General features: G+C 50.1%; 12 protein-coding genes. 7 read left to right on the forward strand and 5 right to left on the reverse strand.

Annotated features, from left to right (window positions below; all coding sequences use genetic code 11):
• Positions 1-132 precede the first annotated feature (132 nt).
• A complete protein-coding gene (locus WH45_RS16915) occupies positions 133-1,104 on the forward strand; it encodes an aldo/keto reductase (RefSeq protein ID WP_046215594.1) in 972 nt (323 codons plus the stop codon).
• Between the two features lie 229 nt (positions 1,105-1,333).
• Here WH45_RS16915 and WH45_RS16920 read toward each other — a convergent pair whose 3' ends face one another.
• Positions 1,334-1,756: a zinc ribbon domain-containing protein gene (locus WH45_RS16920; protein ID WP_046215595.1), complete on the reverse strand. Its 423-nt coding sequence runs from the start codon at positions 1,754-1,756 to the stop codon at positions 1,334-1,336.
• Positions 1,757-2,170: 414 nt separating this feature from the next.
• On the opposite strand from WH45_RS16920, the gene licT reads away from it, so the two are divergent.
• The 6 genes from licT to WH45_RS16950 all read left to right on the forward strand — a co-directional run bounded on the left by licT (position 2,171) and on the right by WH45_RS16950 (position 12,042).
• Positions 2,171-3,007, forward strand: a complete 837-nt coding sequence (licT, locus tag WH45_RS16925) for a BglG family transcription antiterminator LicT (RefSeq protein ID WP_046215596.1) — start codon at positions 2,171-2,173, stop codon at positions 3,005-3,007.
• A gap of 139 nt (positions 3,008-3,146) precedes the next feature.
• Positions 3,147-5,051, forward strand: coding sequence for a beta-glucoside-specific PTS transporter subunit IIABC (locus WH45_RS16930; protein WP_046215597.1), 1,905 nt, complete (start codon positions 3,147-3,149; stop codon positions 5,049-5,051).
• A 730-nt stretch (positions 5,052-5,781) separates the two neighbouring features.
• Positions 5,782-7,560: an acid phosphatase gene (locus WH45_RS16935; protein WP_046215598.1), complete on the forward strand. Its 1,779-nt coding sequence runs from the start codon at positions 5,782-5,784 to the stop codon at positions 7,558-7,560.
• A 250-nt stretch (positions 7,561-7,810) separates the two neighbouring features.
• Positions 7,811-8,161 (forward strand): hypothetical protein, encoded by a 351-nt coding sequence (locus WH45_RS16940; RefSeq protein ID WP_046215599.1) that lies wholly within the window; start codon positions 7,811-7,813, stop codon positions 8,159-8,161.
• A gap of 93 nt (positions 8,162-8,254) precedes the next feature.
• Positions 8,255-9,280, forward strand: a complete 1,026-nt coding sequence (locus WH45_RS16945) for a hypothetical protein (protein ID WP_046215600.1) — start codon at positions 8,255-8,257, stop codon at positions 9,278-9,280.
• A 617-nt stretch (positions 9,281-9,897) separates the two neighbouring features.
• On the forward strand, positions 9,898-12,042 hold the full coding sequence (locus WH45_RS16950; RefSeq protein ID WP_046215601.1) for an ATP-dependent Clp protease ATP-binding subunit: 2,145 nt from the start codon (positions 9,898-9,900) through the stop codon (positions 12,040-12,042).
• Between the two features lie 196 nt (positions 12,043-12,238).
• Here the strand turns inward: WH45_RS16950 and WH45_RS16955 are convergent, their stop codons facing one another.
• From WH45_RS16955 to WH45_RS16970, 4 genes are all read right to left on the reverse strand, one after another.
• The gene (locus WH45_RS16955; RefSeq protein ID WP_046215602.1) at positions 12,239-13,336 is read right to left on the reverse strand and encodes an alpha/beta hydrolase family protein; all 1,098 of its coding nucleotides are present in this window, start codon (positions 13,334-13,336) and stop codon (positions 12,239-12,241) included.
• A 63-nt stretch (positions 13,337-13,399) separates the two neighbouring features.
• Positions 13,400-14,041 (reverse strand): GNAT family N-acetyltransferase, encoded by a 642-nt coding sequence (locus WH45_RS22935; protein WP_052723829.1) that lies wholly within the window; start codon positions 14,039-14,041, stop codon positions 13,400-13,402.
• Positions 14,038-14,922 carry a helix-turn-helix domain-containing protein gene (locus WH45_RS16965; protein WP_046215603.1) on the reverse strand — a complete coding sequence of 295 codons (885 nt, stop codon included), beginning with the start codon at positions 14,920-14,922 and terminating at the stop codon, positions 14,038-14,040. Before WH45_RS16965 ends, WH45_RS22935 begins: the two co-directional genes overlap by 4 nt.
• Positions 14,923-15,394: 472 nt before the next feature.
• Positions 15,395-17,110: an ABC transporter ATP-binding protein gene (locus WH45_RS16970; RefSeq protein ID WP_046215684.1), complete on the reverse strand. Its 1,716-nt coding sequence runs from the start codon at positions 17,108-17,110 to the stop codon at positions 15,395-15,397.
• Between the last annotated feature and the right edge of the window lie 126 nt (positions 17,111-17,236).

Here is a 17,236-nt window from a genome sequence, read left to right on the forward strand (position 1 = left end):
ACGCGATCCAGCCTGTTAGTCTCATTACTGGTATAAGCGTACTGTGGCTGCTCCAGCCTGGAACTCCTTACAATAGGAATTGTTCATGACACGATAACAATTCATCCGCCTGGCGGAATAAGGAGCGAAACTATGCAGACACGTAAACTTGGCAATCAGGGATTGGAAGTATCCGCACTCGGACTCGGCACGATGATGATGCCGGATAATGAGGAGTCGATACATACGCTGCAGGGAGCTATCGATCTGGGGGTAACCATGCTGGATACAGCGGATATTTATGGCGGCTTTGAATTTGGACGATACGGAGATAATGAGAAGCTGATCGGCCGTGCACTGCGTGGACGACGCGATAACGTTATCGTCGCGACCAAGTTCGGCATTACCTTTAGCAGTGAAAAGCCCAAGGGCGATGTCGCCTATGTGCGCAAATCTGTCGATGCCAGCCTGTACAGTCTGGGGCTGGATCATATTGATCTGTATTATCAGCATCGTCCGGATGTGTCGGTACCGATTGAAGAGACTGTAGGAGCGATGGCGGATCTGGTCAAAGAAGGCAAGATTCGCTATATCGGTCTATCCGAAGTTTCGCCGGAGCGTATTCGCCGTGCCCATGCCGTTCATCCGCTGTCTGCGATTGAGTCGGAGTATTCACTGTGGAGCCGGGAGACCGAAGATGAGATCCTGCCGCTGACTCGGGAGCTGGGGATCGGATATGTGGCATTCAGCCCGCTGGGACGCGGATTTTTGACGGGACAGATCAAGAGCTTTGACGATCTGCCAGCCGATGACTATCGCCGCATGTACCCCCGTTTTCAGGGAGAGAATTTCAACAAGAATCTTGAGGTTGTTGCTTTGATTGAAGAGATGGCTGCACGTAAAGGCTGCAGCTCGTCCCAGCTGGCACTGGCCTGGCTGTTGTCTCAGGGGGATCAGATTGTACCGATTCCGGGTACCAAGCATCTGGATCGTGTTCGCCAGAATGTGGGTGCACTGGATGTTCATCTGTCTGCAGAAGATCTGGCCGAGATCGAACGGATTTCACCAAAGGGCGTAGCTGCCGGACAGCGATTTACCGAGTTTGAACTGAGCTGGGTAGAGTAATTCGGTTGGCAGGTTCCATGCACCTGTATATGGAATCTATTATGTGGCATTTTATTTTGAGACTGCCGGTCCTTAAAAAAGAAACAGGATTTTCGATCTCCGTGATAGATTGGAAATATAAACTCAATAAGTGTAAAGTATAAATTTAATATCTGTAAAAAGACACCTTTTCGCATCGTTGTGCGAAAAGGTGTCTTTTCTAATGGAGCCTGCTGTTAATGATACAGAGTTATAAAGGCTGCAGGAATTCTTCAACAAACAATTTAATAAATTCCAGTGCTCCATATCCAAAAGCGGCAAACATATAGAGGTAGAAAAGGACAGAATCTCTGACACGGAAATATACACCATAATCCCTGCCACAGTAAGGACATATCCGTGCAACTGCCGAGATGGATTCACCACAAGAGCGGCAATCCATCAAATCGTTTCTTATTCGTATCCCCCCGAGCCAGCGAATGATGCCCCTGATTCGTCTGTATACGCAAATCCACATCACTATGAAGCAGAGAATTGCCATAATAGAAAACATTAAGACAGCAAGACCGGTCAATATTATTCCAAAAACATTATCGAGCGTACTAAAATCCAGATTTTTAAAATCCACCTGACTAAAATCAATACCTACAAAATGACTAATATCCTCGAGCATTATTTCCTCCACCTAAATAATTAAGCTTCTTTCCTACCAACGTTATGCAGCAGTATGTATAATTTGCCTGCTTATTTATTATCGGATGTTGAACTGAAAAATATAATGCAGATCAAAGTACAAAAAAAGCCGGTATCCAAACCCGAAAAGCAGTATACGCAGCCGGAATTAAAACATAAGAATAGCGAATTTACAGTGAACAACAATTTTTAAAATTTAATAAAAGAAAGCGCTTGCTAAAATGCTGGATCGGTGTTATTCTAGCTTTGGGATTGTTACTGAAAAGGCAAAACCCAGTGCATGCAGAGCTAATCATTAGCTATTCGCATGTGTTGGGTTTTGCCTTTTTTGTATATCCTGATTCTCCAATATCCATATCGTTATATGGCAGTCCACCAGAGGGGGACAGTGTGGATGATTATCCAGAAAATCTTTAACAACAATGCAATTATAGCCAGTGATCCGGGCAAGCGGGACTTTGTGGTGATGGGACGGGGCATTGCCTTCAAAAAAAGTGCAGGTGATCCGGTCGACAAGAGTCTGGTCGAGAAGATCTTTGTACTTCAGCAGACTGAAGCATCCGAGAAGTTCAAGGTGCTGCTCGAAGACATTCCGCCGGAATACGTATCGGTCTGCTACGATATTATCGAATACGGCAAAAATAACCTGAATGTGACCTTAAGCGACTATATCTATGTCACGCTCACCGATCATCTGAACAATGCGTTCAAGCTGTACGATGAAGGCATCCGCAACCCCAATCCGCTCAGCTGGGAGATCAAGCGCTTTTATCCCAAGGAATACGGCATCGGCATCAAGGCGTTGGAATTTATTGAATCCATGCTGAACCGCAGGCTTCCTGAGGATGAAGCGGCCAATATCGCTCTGCATCTGGTCAACGCCGAGATTAACAGCTCGGGTACAAGGATGGCGAATGTGGCGGCCCAGGCGGAGAAGATTCAGGATATTCTGAATATTATCAAATATACGTACCGCCTGGAGCTGGATGAACAGTCGATCAGCTATGAGCGATTTATCACGCATCTGAAATTCTTTTTCCAGCGGTTATCCCAGCCGCACAGGCAGGTGCTGGAAGATGACTTCCTGCTCCGGCAGGTGAAGACCAAGTACAAAAAAGCCTATAATTGCATGCTAAAGATCGAGAAGTATCTGGATACCGAGTTGTCCGATGAGGAGAAACTCTACCTGACCATCCATGTCCACCGGGTCACCAATGACACAACTTCATAAAAATTTGGATTGTTACTGGTAATGCAGGCGAAACCAAGATCAGATCGTGCAGGAGTGATACTTCTGCAGGCGGTCTGTCTGGTTTCGCCTTTTTGATATACCAAGCATACTTCGGATACCCCACAAAGGAGGAAGAACGATGAAATACGAACAGCTGGCAAAGGATATTATTCAGAATGTTGGCGGCAGGGACAATGTGAACAGCCTGGCTCACTGCGTGACACGTCTGCGCTTCAAATTAAAAGACGAGAGCAAAGCCAATACCGATGTACTCAAAAATATGGATGGTGTCGTTACGGTCATCCAGAGTGGCGGACAGTATCAGGTCGTCATCGGCAATCATGTATCTGAAGTATATGCGGATGTGAACACCGTCGCCGGATTCAGCGGTGACTCGTCGGCAGCCCCTGATGATTCCGGGGAGAAGGTCAGCCTGTTCAACCGGTTCATCGACATGATCTCCGGCGTATTCGCGCCTACGCTCGGCGTACTGGCAGCGACCGGTATGATCAAGGGTCTGACCGCACTGTTCCTGTCACTGGGCTGGCTCGTCAAAGAGTCCGGCACGTACATTATTCTGAATGCCATCGGTGACTGTCTGTTCTACTTCTTCCCGATCTTCCTCGGTTACACGGCAGCCAAAAAGTTCAACGCCAATATATTTATCGGGATGGCGATCGGTGCGGCGCTGGTCTATCCGACATTAACAGAGGTGGGAAAAGGGACACCGCTGTATACACTGTTCGGGGGGACGCCGTTTGAGTCGCCTGTGCATATTACCTTCCTCGGCATACCGGTTATTCTGATGACCTATTCGTCCAGTGTTATTCCGATTATCGTCTCGGCGTATGTCGGTTCCAAGTTCGAGAATTTCTTCAAGCGTGTGATTCCGAGTGTAGTACGTACGTTTATGGTACCGTTTTGCACACTACTGATCACGATTCCACTGGCATTTCTGATTATCGGTCCGGTAGCGACCTGGGCCGGGCAGCTCGTTGGCGCTGCGATTCTGGGCGTATTTAACCTGAGTCCGATCATTGCCGGACTGCTGCTCGGTGCGTTCTGGCAGGTATTCGTTATTTTCGGTCTGCACTGGGGCTTTGTACCGATTGCGATGAACAACCTGAGCAATCTGGGTTCCGATCCGATTCTTGCAGGCATGTTCGGGGCTTCCTTTGCTCAGACCGGTGTCGTACTGGCTATTCTGATCAAAGCCAAAAGCACCAAGCTCAAATCACTGTCCATCCCGGCGGTTATCTCGGGCATCTTCGGAGTCACCGAACCTGCGATCTACGGAATTACACTGCCGCGCAAAAAGCCGTTCATCCTCAGCTGTATCGGTGGTGCAGTCGGTGGTGCGATCATCGGAGCGATGGGCACCAAAGCATATATTATCGGCGGACTGGGCATCTTCGGTATCCCGTCCTATATCGGTCCCAATGGCATTGACAGCGGATTCTACGGCGCAATTATCGGTATGATCGTCAGCTTTATCGTTGGTTTTGTGCTCATGTTCTTCACCCGTCTGCAGGAAGACGAAGCACCGAATACCGGTAAAAAAGAAACCGGCAGCACTGAGACACTGGTGAAGCAGGAGACCGTATTCAGCCCGCTGAAAGGCGAAGTCATCTCGCTCACCCAGGTCAAGGATGAAGCTTTCTCCACCGGCGCACTCGGCAAAGGCATCGCGATTGAACCAATTGAAGGCAAAGTCTACTCTCCGGTAGACGGGGTACTCACATCTCTGTTCTCCTCCGGTCACGCGATCGGCATCACCAGCAACCACGGCGTCGACATCCTCATCCATGTCGGACAGGACACCGTCAAACTGAAAGGCAAATATTTCACACCCAGAGTCAAACAGGGTGATACCGTCAAAAAAGGCGACCTGCTGATGGAATTCGATGTCGCGGCGATCAGGGAAGCCGGCTACGTGCTCACCACACCGGTCATCATTTCCAACTCGGGCAACTACCTGGATGTTATCGAGACCGACAAGAAAAAGATCAGCTACCAGGAAGACCTGCTGACGGTTGTAATCTAGCACTATCGTCCAATCTCCAAAGCTGTCAGGTTTGAGCTTTAAGTTGAGGTATGAAATAGAAGCTGCAGCTGGTATCCTGCGGTTCATCATCCTTCTTTTGAGTATGTGTATTAACGCTAGGGCTAACGTGGTTATGCATACTTATCGTTATAGCATCATCCACTCCAGAAAGGAATAAGGGCCTGTCCTCCGGTTAAGCCTGGAGATCCTGAATTGTTGTAGAAAATGGGGATCTCCAGGCTTAAAGGTCGGTCAGATCCCTTATTTCCTTTCTTGCGTTTTGCGCATTAAGCATCAAGTGAAATGCATGTGCATAATATGAAATTTGCTTAAAAGTTACTGTTTACGTTTTAGAACCCTCCATACTAATGAACAAGCACAGAGCGCAGGGAAAGGAATCACTCCATAGGCCGACATTTAAGATTGGATATTTACCGCGATCAGCGGTGATTCAGAAATATCCAACCTTAACCGGAGACCGCCGGAGTGATCCTTTCCCGGAGCGGTCTGCCTTGGTTCCTTAACTCCCTCGCCGAACAATTAACATCCGCCAAACAAACCATTATGATCCCGTTAACAAATCACCATTACTATGTAGTATGTACATACGGGCTGACCATGCTGCTGTCATGCAGCTGCAGCCGCTGCGGATGATGTGCCTATCGATCTCAGGTGGGCATATGATTTGGCATGTAACTTTGCAGGGAATATGAGGAGGATTATCGGGAATATGAAAGGGCAAAAAAAGAAAATCATCGGGTTATCTCTATCCTTATCCGTACTGGCCGGTTCGTTGGGCGGAGCGTATGCGCATGCAGCTGAACTGCCATCCAATGTGACACCACCCAAGCCGGAGTGGGGCTATTTTGTCGATAATTACAAAAACAATACAAGCGACAATATGTCGGTCACTTCCAACCCGGCGATTGGCGTATTGTCCGAATTCAACAAGATGTGGAAACCTGGCGCAACCTGGGATTCCGGCACCAAACTGAACAGTGAGCTGCTGGATATGAATATCCAGAAGGTCATTAATACGGCCAAGAAACGTACCGCTGCACAGGAAGAAGCTGCCTATCTGGATGACCGACGCAACCAGAGCTACAGCGTGATCGAAGGTCTGGGATCGCTGACCGACCTGTACCGCGAGCAGGCGGGAGCGACGACGACCATTACGGAAGTTCAAGCGGATGCTACCACCCAAAAGTATGACGATAAAGGTACAAATTCCGGTGACCCTCAATCGGCTCTTGGCGATATCGTCAGTCTGGTCAATACACTGCGCGGCAATTATTCTTCAACGAACCCGGCGAAAAGCTTTTACAATTATAAGCGTCCATTCCGCTGGAGTCCGGAAGCTACAGTCCTTCCAACACTGGTACCTGCGATCAAGGAAGATCCGACGACAGATGGAGGCTATCCGAGCGGCCATACGAATGGTGCCTATCTTGCAGCCTTTGCCATGGCTTATGCCGTGCCTGAACGTTATCAAGAGCTGCTGACACGCGCTTCCGAGCTGGGCAATAACCGCGCGGTATCCGGCATGCATTCGTACTTTGACGTGATGGGCGGTCGTGTGATGGCGACAGCACTCGCTGCATCGATCCTGAATGATCCGGCCAATAAGGAAATCAAGCAGGCTGCCTACGAACAGGCACAGACCAAGCTGCTGACCCAAAAGGGCACAGCCAAAGACCGTTTCAGCGATTACCAAACCAACAAAAAAGACTACAATGAGCGTCTGACCTACGGCTTCCCGCAAGCGTATGCCAAGGACAAGCCGGTGCTTGTACCGAAGGGAGCCGAAGTGCTGCTGGAGACACGCCAGCCGTATTTGGATGCTACGCAGCGCCGCTGGGTACTCGCGACAACAGGTATTCCTGCCGGCTATCCGGTACTGGATGATGCCGAAGGATGGGGCCGCCTGAATCTGTTCGCGGCAGCAGACGGTTATGGTGCATTTGTAAATAATGTAACCGTGAATATGGACGCAGCCAAAGGTGGATTCAACAAGGAAGACACCTGGCGCAATGATATCGCCGGCAAAGGCGGTCTGACCAAAAAAGGTACAGGTACGCTGAATCTGGATGGCAAAAACACCTACACCGGTGACACGCGCCTCATGCAGGGTACACTGGAAGGCGGTACGACAACTGCATTCGGACGCGGCAATGTATCCAACGAAGGCGGCACGCTGGCAGAGAACGCTGCTGGTAAAGTGAAGATCAGTGGCGATTACAAGCAGACCTCCAAAGGTACACTGACCCTGACAATCGGCAGCAAAAATGATGTACTGGCGATCGACGGTTCAGCGATGTACGGCGGCAAGCTGCAGCTGAACTTTACGAACGGATATGTACCGAAAAACAACAGCACGATCATTGTAAGCGACAAATCTCCAAAACACGGCAAATTCGCTTCGGTAAAAGCAGCAGGACTGCCAGCAGGTTACACGGTCAAAGCTGTCTATACGAATGACAGCGTGAAGCTGCAGGTGAAAAAGAAGTAATACGGGTTGTCTGATACAGGCAGGCATGCGGAAAGCGGGAATAGAACTTTTTTTGCATAATAAATGTATCTGTACAGTATACTTTTGCTGACTGCTATAAAAATGAAAATCCGCCAACTGTGACATACACGTTGGCGGATTTTTATTTGCCTGCATTTGGATGCACGAAAGACAGTTATCAGCACCGATATGGATATGATACAATGACAGTATTTCTACCTGTATCTCGATATCGGAAAGGAAGAAACATATGAGTTATGAATATATTACATACACGCTGCAAAGCGGCGACGTCACCTATGACAATGACGCGATCAATACTTCGGTCATTACCGATCTGATTGTGGAATTGGACGATTATATCGTACTGAGTCCTTCCATGCCGCTCGGCAAAAGCATGTATTTGCAGGCTGCCCGGATGGGTGGCGAACATGAGCTGGTGGTGGAGGTGCGTTTGCAGGAAGACGAAGGACATTTCAGGCATTACAGCTGGATCACGAGCGACCGGGCAGAGGTGGTAGGCATATTTCTCGCGTATTGGGGACAGCAGCAGCTGCCGGACTTAAGCGGCTGGCAGGATATTACGGATGAATTTGCCTGACCTGCGCTGCTGCAGCCATGCGTACAGATGGCATGGCAGTGGACCGGTATCGGCTGTTCTCACACCCATCATCGCCCTATCAAAGGAGGAACTATGCGCTACCGGTATACATCGACCCATCTCCTGATTGACAGGGAGGATTCCGTCCTCGCCATTGCCAGCAGAGCGCAGGGGTATGCTTCGCATGACGAACTATCCCGGCATACGCATGTGCTCGCTGCCATGTCACCGGAGGAATTTGATACCCTGGAGCTGGACAATCAGCAGCTGCAGCATGATCCGGCAGCTCCAACCCTGCAGCCTGGCGACCGTCTCTTGGAAAAGGTAAATATGCTGCTCGCGCTGGCAGGCGCTTATGAAGCGGAAGAAGCTGCACCTGTGAGGACGCAAGTGGAAACGCAGATTCTCTATCCCTGGCTGAAAAATTATACGGTCATCCAGTATGTACAGCAGCCTGCGACGACAGAAGTACAAGCGCTGGATTGGCAGGATGTACCGCTTGCCGATGAACAGACGCCTGAAGGCATGACTGCGCTGGCACAGTATTTTGCCGCTCATAGTATGTGGCTGGGAGCGATTTCGCGAATCCGTATTCAGGCGGGACCACCGGAAATGCAGCACATGCTGCACCGCGAAGTGCTGCCTCATTTTGAACATACAAAGCAGCATCTGATTGGTGATCAGGTCGAATCCTTTTCCATGTATCGTCTGTGGCCGCAGTCCAGGGAATGGTTCGAACAGACCTCGACAGCCGCGCTACCGATTGTGCGCGATCTGTACCGGCATCATGATAGTGAGGAATGGTACCGGGATGGCCGCCACGGGATGCTCTATTATCTGGTGGATACAGAGCAGATCGAGCCCTATGATGAGGATGAGCTAGAGCATCTGCGTCAGTTGATCCGCTGCAGTTATCTGGAGCAGGGGGACAGTTATGCAGTAACGCCGCTCGGCTGGCAGCTGGAAGATTCGCTTCGGCACTCTGTGGCGCTGCGCTTTCTGGCTTCAATTACACCATTTGTCCGGCTGTGTGTGGATGGAGGAACAGGACGGATTATCCTGATTGAACTGTTCCAGAGCGAGCCTGCTCATCCTGTGCTGCATCATCCAGAGAACTAAAGGGCCTCTGTCTGCCTTTATAAATAAGGAAGCAGTGTACAAGTGAACTAGCTTATATAGTAAAAATAGTAAGAATATCATAGAAGCAATAAAAAGCGTTCCTGTACATATGCCTGTACAATGGAGCGCTTTTTTGGTGTCTGCTCCTTTAATTGTGCATTTATTTTACTGGGATGTACTCACTTTTTTGTTGATCGATCTGCAGTTGGTTTATCATTTCAGGCTGCGAAGTCGAATAAATATCTGCAACTATATGCCTGTTCATCTTATTTACATTGTGCACAAAATTATTTGCAGAAATAAACTAAAAAATAGCTGTAAGTTGTTGACATTAAATATGGATGCGGTATAATAGTCAAAGAAAGTCAAAGTCAAAACGATTGATCAAACATCAAACAACAACGAAGCGGCTGTATGTCGCTAATGCATCTAATATCTCTAAGCAGGGCAATCTGCATTTGCTGCACCCTGCATCCATTTGACAAAAAAAGTATTCTGATGTTTGATCTGATTTCCCAATCGTTGGTCATTTTGACCATTTGTATGTTAACTATTTATAATCCCATTCTTTTTACAAATTCCAATATGAGTATGATTTAAGAAAGGGGCATTCGTATATGCGTTGTCAAAATTGTAATCAACATGAGGCTACTGTAGGACTGAGCTTCACTGTAAATAATAAATCCGATAAATTGTATCTTTGCCAGCAATGTTACGCCAAAATGAATAACAGCAATCCATTCTCCGGCGGATTCGGTGCTTCCGGCTCGCCATTTGACCAATTATTCAAAGGTTTTATGCAGCAGGGTGGACAGGCAGGCGGCTCCAATGGTCAGCGTGCAGCAACTCGTACGGTAGAACCGCAGCGTGGCAATGGCATTCTGGACCAGCTGGGACGCAATCTGAACGATGCAGCCAGAGACGGCAAGATCGATACCGTCATCGGCCGTGATGAAGAGATTGAACGTGTCATCGAAATCCTGAATCGCCGCAACAAAAACAACCCTGTATTGATCGGTGAACCGGGGGTTGGTAAAACCGCGATTGCCGAAGGTCTGGCACTGCGCATTACTGAGGGACAAGTACCGGCGAAGCTGCTGAACAAGGAAGTCTACTCACTGGATGTAGCTTCACTCGTAGCCGGAACCGGTATCCGCGGTCAATTTGAAGAAAAGGTAAAACAGCTGATCGCCGAGCTGCAGCAGCGTGAGAACATTCTACTCTTTATCGACGAGATTCATCTGCTGGTCGGTGCAGGTTCGGCCGAAGGCTCGATGGATGCCGGCAACATTCTGAAGCCGGTACTGGCCCGCGGTGAACTGCAGGTGATCGGTGCAACCACACTCAAGGAGTACCGTCAAATCGAGAAAGATGCTGCTCTGGAACGCCGCTTCCAGCCGGTTATGGTCGATGAGCCAACCGTGGAAGAAGCGATCGCGATCCTGCAGGGTCTGCGTCCAAAATACGAAGAATATCACGGTGTACGCTACTCCGATGAGACGATCGTTGCCTGCGTACAGCTGTCCAACCGCTACATTCAGGACCGCTTCCTGCCGGACAAAGCGATTGACCTGCTCGACGAATCCGGTGCCAAATTGAACCTGCATGCTTCCGCAGGTGACCAGAGTGAATTGATGGCCCGCATCGAGAAGATCAAAGCCGAGAAAGAACAGGCTACCCGTGAAGAACACTACGAACGTGCAGCCCAGCTGCGCGATGAAGAGACCCAGCTGATGAACCAGCTGAACAGTGGTACTAACAGCTCCGAACCGGTGGAAGTACGCGTCGAGGATATCCAGAATATTATCGAACGCAAAACCGGTATTCCGGTCGGCAAGCTGCAGCAGGATGAACAGAACAAAATGAAAAACCTGTCTGCCCGTCTGGAGACCAAAGTCATCGGTCAGCACGAAGCTGTGGAGAAAGTCGCCAAAGCGGTACGCCGCAGCCGTGCAGGTCTGAAACCGAAAAACAAACCAATCGCTTCCTTCCTGTTCGTCGGACCGACCGGTGTAGGTAAAACCGAGCTGTCCAAGTCACTGGCAGAAGAGCTGTTTGGTCAATCGGATGCAATGATTCGTCTTGATATGAGTGAATATATGGAGAAACACTCCGTGTCCAAACTGATCGGTTCTCCACCAGGATATGTGGGTCATGATGAAGCCGGTCAGCTGACCGAACGTGTACGCCGCAATCCGTACAGCATCATTCTGCTGGATGAGATTGAGAAAGCACACCCTGACGTACAGAATATGTTCCTGCAGGTCATGGATGATGGCCGTCTGACCGACAGCCAAGGCCGTACCGTCAGCTTCAAGGATACCGTCATCATTATGACATCCAACGCCGGTATAACCGAGAAGAAAATTACCGTCGGCTTCTCCGCTGCCAAATCGGAACAGACCAGCTCGATTCTGGAATCGCTCGGTTCGTACTTCCGTCCGGAATTTCTGAACCGGTTCGATGCGATCATTCCATTTGCATCACTCAAAGAAGAAGACCTGGTACAGATCGTCGACAACATGCTCGAAGATATCCAGTTCACACTGATGGAACAGGGCATTACCATGACTGTCTCCGACGATGCGAAGAAAAAACTCGCTCAGCTCGGTTACAATCCTGCCTTTGGTGCTCGTCCGCTGCGTCGTGTGATCCAGCAGCACATCGAAGACAGCATCACCGATCTGGTACTGGACGATGAGAATGTACAGAACATTCAGGTGGATGTACAGGACGATGCGATCCAGGTAGTCAGAGTCTGATAATACTAATTCAATGATGCATCATGCCGACTGCCAGGCTATATAGATGAATAAACAAATTGTATGTGCAATAACAGTTGGGCAGTAACCGTATGATAAACAGAAAAATGCGGAATAACCGCATAGTGAATTAACTCCAAAAACCCTTCCTGCCGGGCAGCATACCCGGCGGGAAGGGTTTTTTACATACCTAGCCTTACGGGCCATGCCAATTACGCTGATCCATAGACATAGACATAGACATAGACATAGACATAGACATTGACGTTGATCTAATCGCGGAATAGCTGGATAAGAAGTGTTCCAGATCATCCAGATAGGCCGGACTGCTAACCTGACGCGGGAAGAAAATCGCTGTCAATACCATTTGCCAGGAAGAATGCACCAGTCTGGAAGGCACCATCGAATGGTCCACGCCCGGAATGACCGTAACCGACAGCAGCTTTTCCGGGATAGATCGACGGTAAAATCGTTCGGTTTCTCTAATATCCACATTGATATCCTCGGTGCCAAGTACCAGATGAACCGGATGATGGAAGTTGCGCAGTTCCTCACTGGCATCGGACTGGAAGTTCATCATAATGAATTTCCAGCGCTCTTCCGAGATGGGATCTTTGGCAGGGGCTATTTTGAGATAATCTGCGTAGGAGGCATGCCGCTGGAGCAGCTTCAGAACCCGCTGATCCTCCTGCTGGACCTGCTGTATCTCCTGCTCGGTGGCACCATCCCGAAGCATTTCCTGCCGGGTATTATAGCGGCCCTGCCGAATCCAGTTGATCGCCGGGGAGACGAGAATGCTAAAAGCGAGAGAAGGTTCTTTGGCGACGACTTTGGGAATGACCCAGCCTGCCTGACTCGCTCCCCAGAGACCGATACGGCTCGGATCGATGGACGGCTGCTTTTTCGCCCACTGGATCGCTGCGACGGTATCATTGGCTCGGTCTTCCATACTTTGCTGCAGCCAGCTGCCTGCAGAGCCGCCGATTCCCCGTTTATCCAGTGAGAGGGAGGCATAACCGGCTGCGGCGAATCGCTCCCATACCGGCCGGTAGAATCCGTCATAGCTGGCATCGATCGGCCCGTCGCCATGGACGAAGACGATCAAGCCCACCGGATGATCCACATGCCTTGGCATGGTGAGGATACCGGTCATTACACCATTTTCAGTAGGCACGGATACTTGCTCCTCGGTCATATCGTAGGAATTCTGAACCAGGAAGATCGCCAGCAGAAGTAACAGGATGGCAGCAATGATGCCTGAGAGCAGGATCAATTGGAGACGTCGATTATGCAAAAAGGTTCACTCCTTTAATCAAATAAATACTACAGACGAATCATCCGTACATGGCATGGTGGATTATGGCTGATCGGGTTTCCAGCCCATATAATGCCAGCCCGGTTCATGCAGCAGCAGCCGGGTCCAGCTGGAATGGGAAGAGATGTGCTGGAAGCCGTCCTTTTCGTATAGATTAATTGCATTGTCATTGTTATAAGAGACATGGAGAGTCAGGCGGTTCCAATCATATGCGGACATATGCTGCCGGGTCCACTGAAGCAGCGAACGGGCGATGCCGCGTCCGCGATAGGCAGCCGCTGTCGCGATATGCTCAATATATCCTTCACCCGGACGCGGAGTATGCTCCAGGGCAGACATACCTGCTGCAAATCGGCACATATTCCAGAAGCCATACTGTCTGCTCAATGAACCGAAATGGGGCAGCGCAGAGTAGACTGCCTGACTGCCGGCATACCACTGCAGGCCGATCACACCGACCATTTGCCCGTCCGCTCGTGCAGCAATCTGCGTACGATTTGCAGCGAGAGCATATGGCGCCCAGGTCTGCATTAGCAGGGCAACGAGCTGCTGTTCATCCAGCCGGACCAGGGAGCCGAATATATCGCCAAAGGAATGGGCCAGAAGTGTACAGACGGCAGGCAGTTCTTCGGACAGACAGGGACTGATGGTTAGAGCAAGCGGGCTGGAAGCACTGGTCATCATGATGGATGATCCTCCAGACTGGCTCGGTCCGCTGTGAGCGGCATTTGCAGTTCATAATGAAGAGTAGCATTGTTGAACAGCGACAGATACGACTTTTCGATCAGAATCAGTGGACCGGCGGGCAGCAGATTCTGCTGCTGCATATGCTGCTCGAACTGCTGGATATGCCGGTGCAGTTCCTCTTCTTCCGTAATCTGAATATGTGCGCACAGGTATGAACCGCCCGCCAATGAGATGGAAGGTGCAGCTGTATAATCGGCTTGCTGATCGCCAGCTTTGCCGTGAACGGTATGGGTCGAAACCGCTTGAACCGGGAAATGGACATGCCCGGCTAGAGCTTGCTGATCCATATAGCAGAGCAGCAGCTGATCCTCCTGCTGGATATAATAAAGATCGGTCTCAAACAGATCCTCCGGATAAGGATTCAGCTGCAGCATCCGGCGGGCGGTGAGCGCTTCTCCATACTGCAGTTCGGTCCATAGGTGAAGCTGTCGCGGCGGGCAGCTGTGAATCCGGTACGGGCTGCTGCCGGAAGCGTAATGCTCTTCATATTCGCCAAGCACATTCGCTGTCAGTTGCTTCAGCTGGGTGAGCTGCGAGATCTGCTGATCCAGCTGCTCCATCGAATCCCGGAGCAGCTGACTGTACTGGTCCGCCGAGAAGGAATCCATACTTTCACGAATCTGCCGAACCGGAACCCCCAGCTTGCGCAGCAGTAAAATATGGGAGAGCCGGTATACTTCATCCGTTCCATACATCCGGTACTGATTGTCAGCGACACAGGCGGGCAGCAGCACCCCCTGTTCTTCAAAATAACGAATCTGATGGGTCGATACATTCATCAGCCGGGCGAGTTCGCTGATGGTGAGGTAGTTATTCATTCGGCTAATACTCCTTTCCATGTCTGACAGGCACTGTACGATGGCAAGATAGGGGTGCAATAAAGAGAGCGTATTCGGCAAAGTCTGGTAAGCAAGATAAGTATGCTGCACAGAGAGATCATTGAGCAGAGACCGGCGGCAGGGCCAGTATGCTGCACTGAGAGACCATTCAACAGAATCCTGTGTCAGAATAAGTACGCTGCAAAAAGAGAATATGCAGTGAAGAAAGTATAAGGAAGAGAGTATACCGTATAGAGAAAGCAGATAGTAATGTTCCGTAGTACTGTTCGGTAGTACTAGCGGGTAGAACCGATTGTTCCCTGTCTTTACTATAAAGCCTGGGTCAGACCCAAGGTCAAGCAGAAAATCAGGATCATTATCATGGGGGCTTGTTTACATCAAAAATGCCCGGCGTCTCTGCTGTAGCAGCAGGGATGCCGGGCATTCCTTTGCATATTGCCAGGTGTATCGATTAGCTGCCGAACTGTGCCTGATGCAGGCGGCTGTAGATTCCGCCGGCTGCGATCAGTTCCTGATGATGTCCCTGTTCGGCGATACCGTCCTGGTTGACGACGATGATCCGGTCTGCATTTTTGATCGTTGCCAGCCGGTGGGCGATAACGAGGGTAGTGCGTCCGACTGCCAGCTCGGAGAGAGACTGCTGGATCGCGGCTTCGGTCTCGGTATCGAGTGCCGATGTGGCTTCATCGAGGATCAGAATCGGCGGATTTTTGAGGAACATGCGAGCGATGGAGAGCCGCTGCTTCTGTCCGCCGGACAGTTTGACGCCGCGCTCGCCGATCACAGTCTCGATACCGTCCGGCATATTGCGGATCACTTCGGACAGATGGGCACGTTCGGCGGCGAGCCAGATTTCATCCAGACTGGCATCCAGTTTGCCGTAGGCAATATTTTCACGGATCGTACCGGAGAAGAGGAATACATCCTGCTGCACAATACCGATCTGGCGGCGCAGCGACTCCAGCTTCATATCCCGTATATCGATGCCGTCGATCGTAATGCTGCCCTCGTCCACTTCATAAAAGCGCGGCAGCAGACTGCAGATCGTCGTCTTCCCCGCACCGGACGGCCCGACAAAAGCAACCGTCTCGCCCGGATGGATCGACAGGCTGATATCGTTGAGAATGGAGCGGTGCGGCTCATAGCCGAAACTGACATGGTTAAACTGGATATTACCTTCCAGATGGGTCACTTCAACCGCATTGGGACGATCCGCGATATCCGGCTCGGTGTCCATAATTTCCAGATAACGCTTGAAGCCGGCGATTCCTTTGGGATAGCTCTCGATCACGGCATTGATTTTCTCGATCGGACGGAAGAAAATATTGGCAAGCAGCTGGAAAGCGACAAACTCCCCGATCTTGATCTGCCCGCTGATAAAGAACCACGCCCCAAAGATCAGCACGAGAATCGTAATCATGCGCATCATCATATAGTTGACGGCCAGACTGCGGGCCATCGTCTTGTAGGCGAGCAGCATGGTGCTGCGGTAACTCTGATTGTCGACTTCGAACAGCTTTTTCTCATGTTCTTCATTGGCAAAAGACTGCACGACCCGGATCCCGCCTACATTGTCCTCGATCCGGGAATTGAAATTACCGACATCCCCGAACAGTCTGCGGTAGGCCGTCGTCATCCGGCCGCCGAAGAAAATAATCACCCAGGCCATAATCGGAATGATGACAAAAGTAATGATCGCCAGCTGGGGATTGATATTGTACATCAGGATAAACGAACCGATCAGCGTCATAATGGCGATGAATACATCTTCCGGACCATGGTGGGCAACTTCGCCAATATTGTTGAGATCATTCGTAATTCGGCCGATGAGATGACCGGTCTTGTGATTGTCAAAAAAGCGGAACGACAGCTTTTGTAATTGTCCAAACAACTTACGCCGCATATCGGTCTCGATATTAACTCCGAGCATATGCCCCCAATAGGTCACGATATACTGCATAAACGTATTCAGTACATAAATACCGAGCAGTGCCAGACTGGCGAGCAGAATCAGATTCCAGTTCTGTCCGGGCAGCAGCTTGTCGATAAACGTATTAACCGCCAGCGGGAATGACAGCTCGAGCAGTCCCGCCAGCACCGCACAGGTAAAGTCGAGAAAGAAAAGTCCTTTGTAGGGACGATAGTAGGCGAAGAAACGCTTCAGAATAATAACCACTCTTTTCTATGTAATTTTCTTGTGCCACAGGCGGCGGCAGATCACGTCCCCATACTGTTTTACGGCTCCGTCGACCGGTTCAAAGCCGCTCATTCACGCGACTGTATCACAGCGCAT

Origin of the sequence: Paenibacillus wulumuqiensis, from assembly GCF_000971965.1 — a bacterium.
Lineage (GTDB): Bacteria > Bacillota > Bacilli > Paenibacillales > Paenibacillaceae > Saccharibacillus > Saccharibacillus wulumuqiensis.

Excerpts from the sequence above, each read along its gene's own strand:
- WH45_RS16915 (WP_046215594.1), top strand. The coding sequence starts at position 133 with ATGCAGACACGTAAACTTGGCAATCAGGGATTGGAAGTATCCGCACTC.
- WH45_RS16920 (WP_046215595.1), bottom strand. The coding sequence starts at position 1,756 with ATGCTCGAGGATATTAGTCATTTTGTAGGTATTGATTTTAGTCAGGTG.
- licT (WP_046215596.1), top strand. The coding sequence starts at position 2,171 with ATGATTATCCAGAAAATCTTTAACAACAATGCAATTATAGCCAGTGAT.
- WH45_RS16930 (WP_046215597.1), top strand. The coding sequence starts at position 3,147 with ATGAAATACGAACAGCTGGCAAAGGATATTATTCAGAATGTTGGCGGC.
- WH45_RS16935 (WP_046215598.1), top strand. The coding sequence starts at position 5,782 with ATGAAAGGGCAAAAAAAGAAAATCATCGGGTTATCTCTATCCTTATCC.
- WH45_RS16940 (WP_046215599.1), top strand. The coding sequence starts at position 7,811 with ATGAGTTATGAATATATTACATACACGCTGCAAAGCGGCGACGTCACC.
- WH45_RS16945 (WP_046215600.1), top strand. The coding sequence starts at position 8,255 with ATGCGCTACCGGTATACATCGACCCATCTCCTGATTGACAGGGAGGAT.
- WH45_RS16950 (WP_046215601.1), top strand. The coding sequence starts at position 9,898 with ATGCGTTGTCAAAATTGTAATCAACATGAGGCTACTGTAGGACTGAGC.
- WH45_RS22935 (WP_052723829.1), bottom strand. The coding sequence starts at position 14,041 with ATGATGACCAGTGCTTCCAGCCCGCTTGCTCTAACCATCAGTCCCTGT.
- WH45_RS16965 (WP_046215603.1), bottom strand. The coding sequence starts at position 14,922 with ATGAATAACTACCTCACCATCAGCGAACTCGCCCGGCTGATGAATGTA.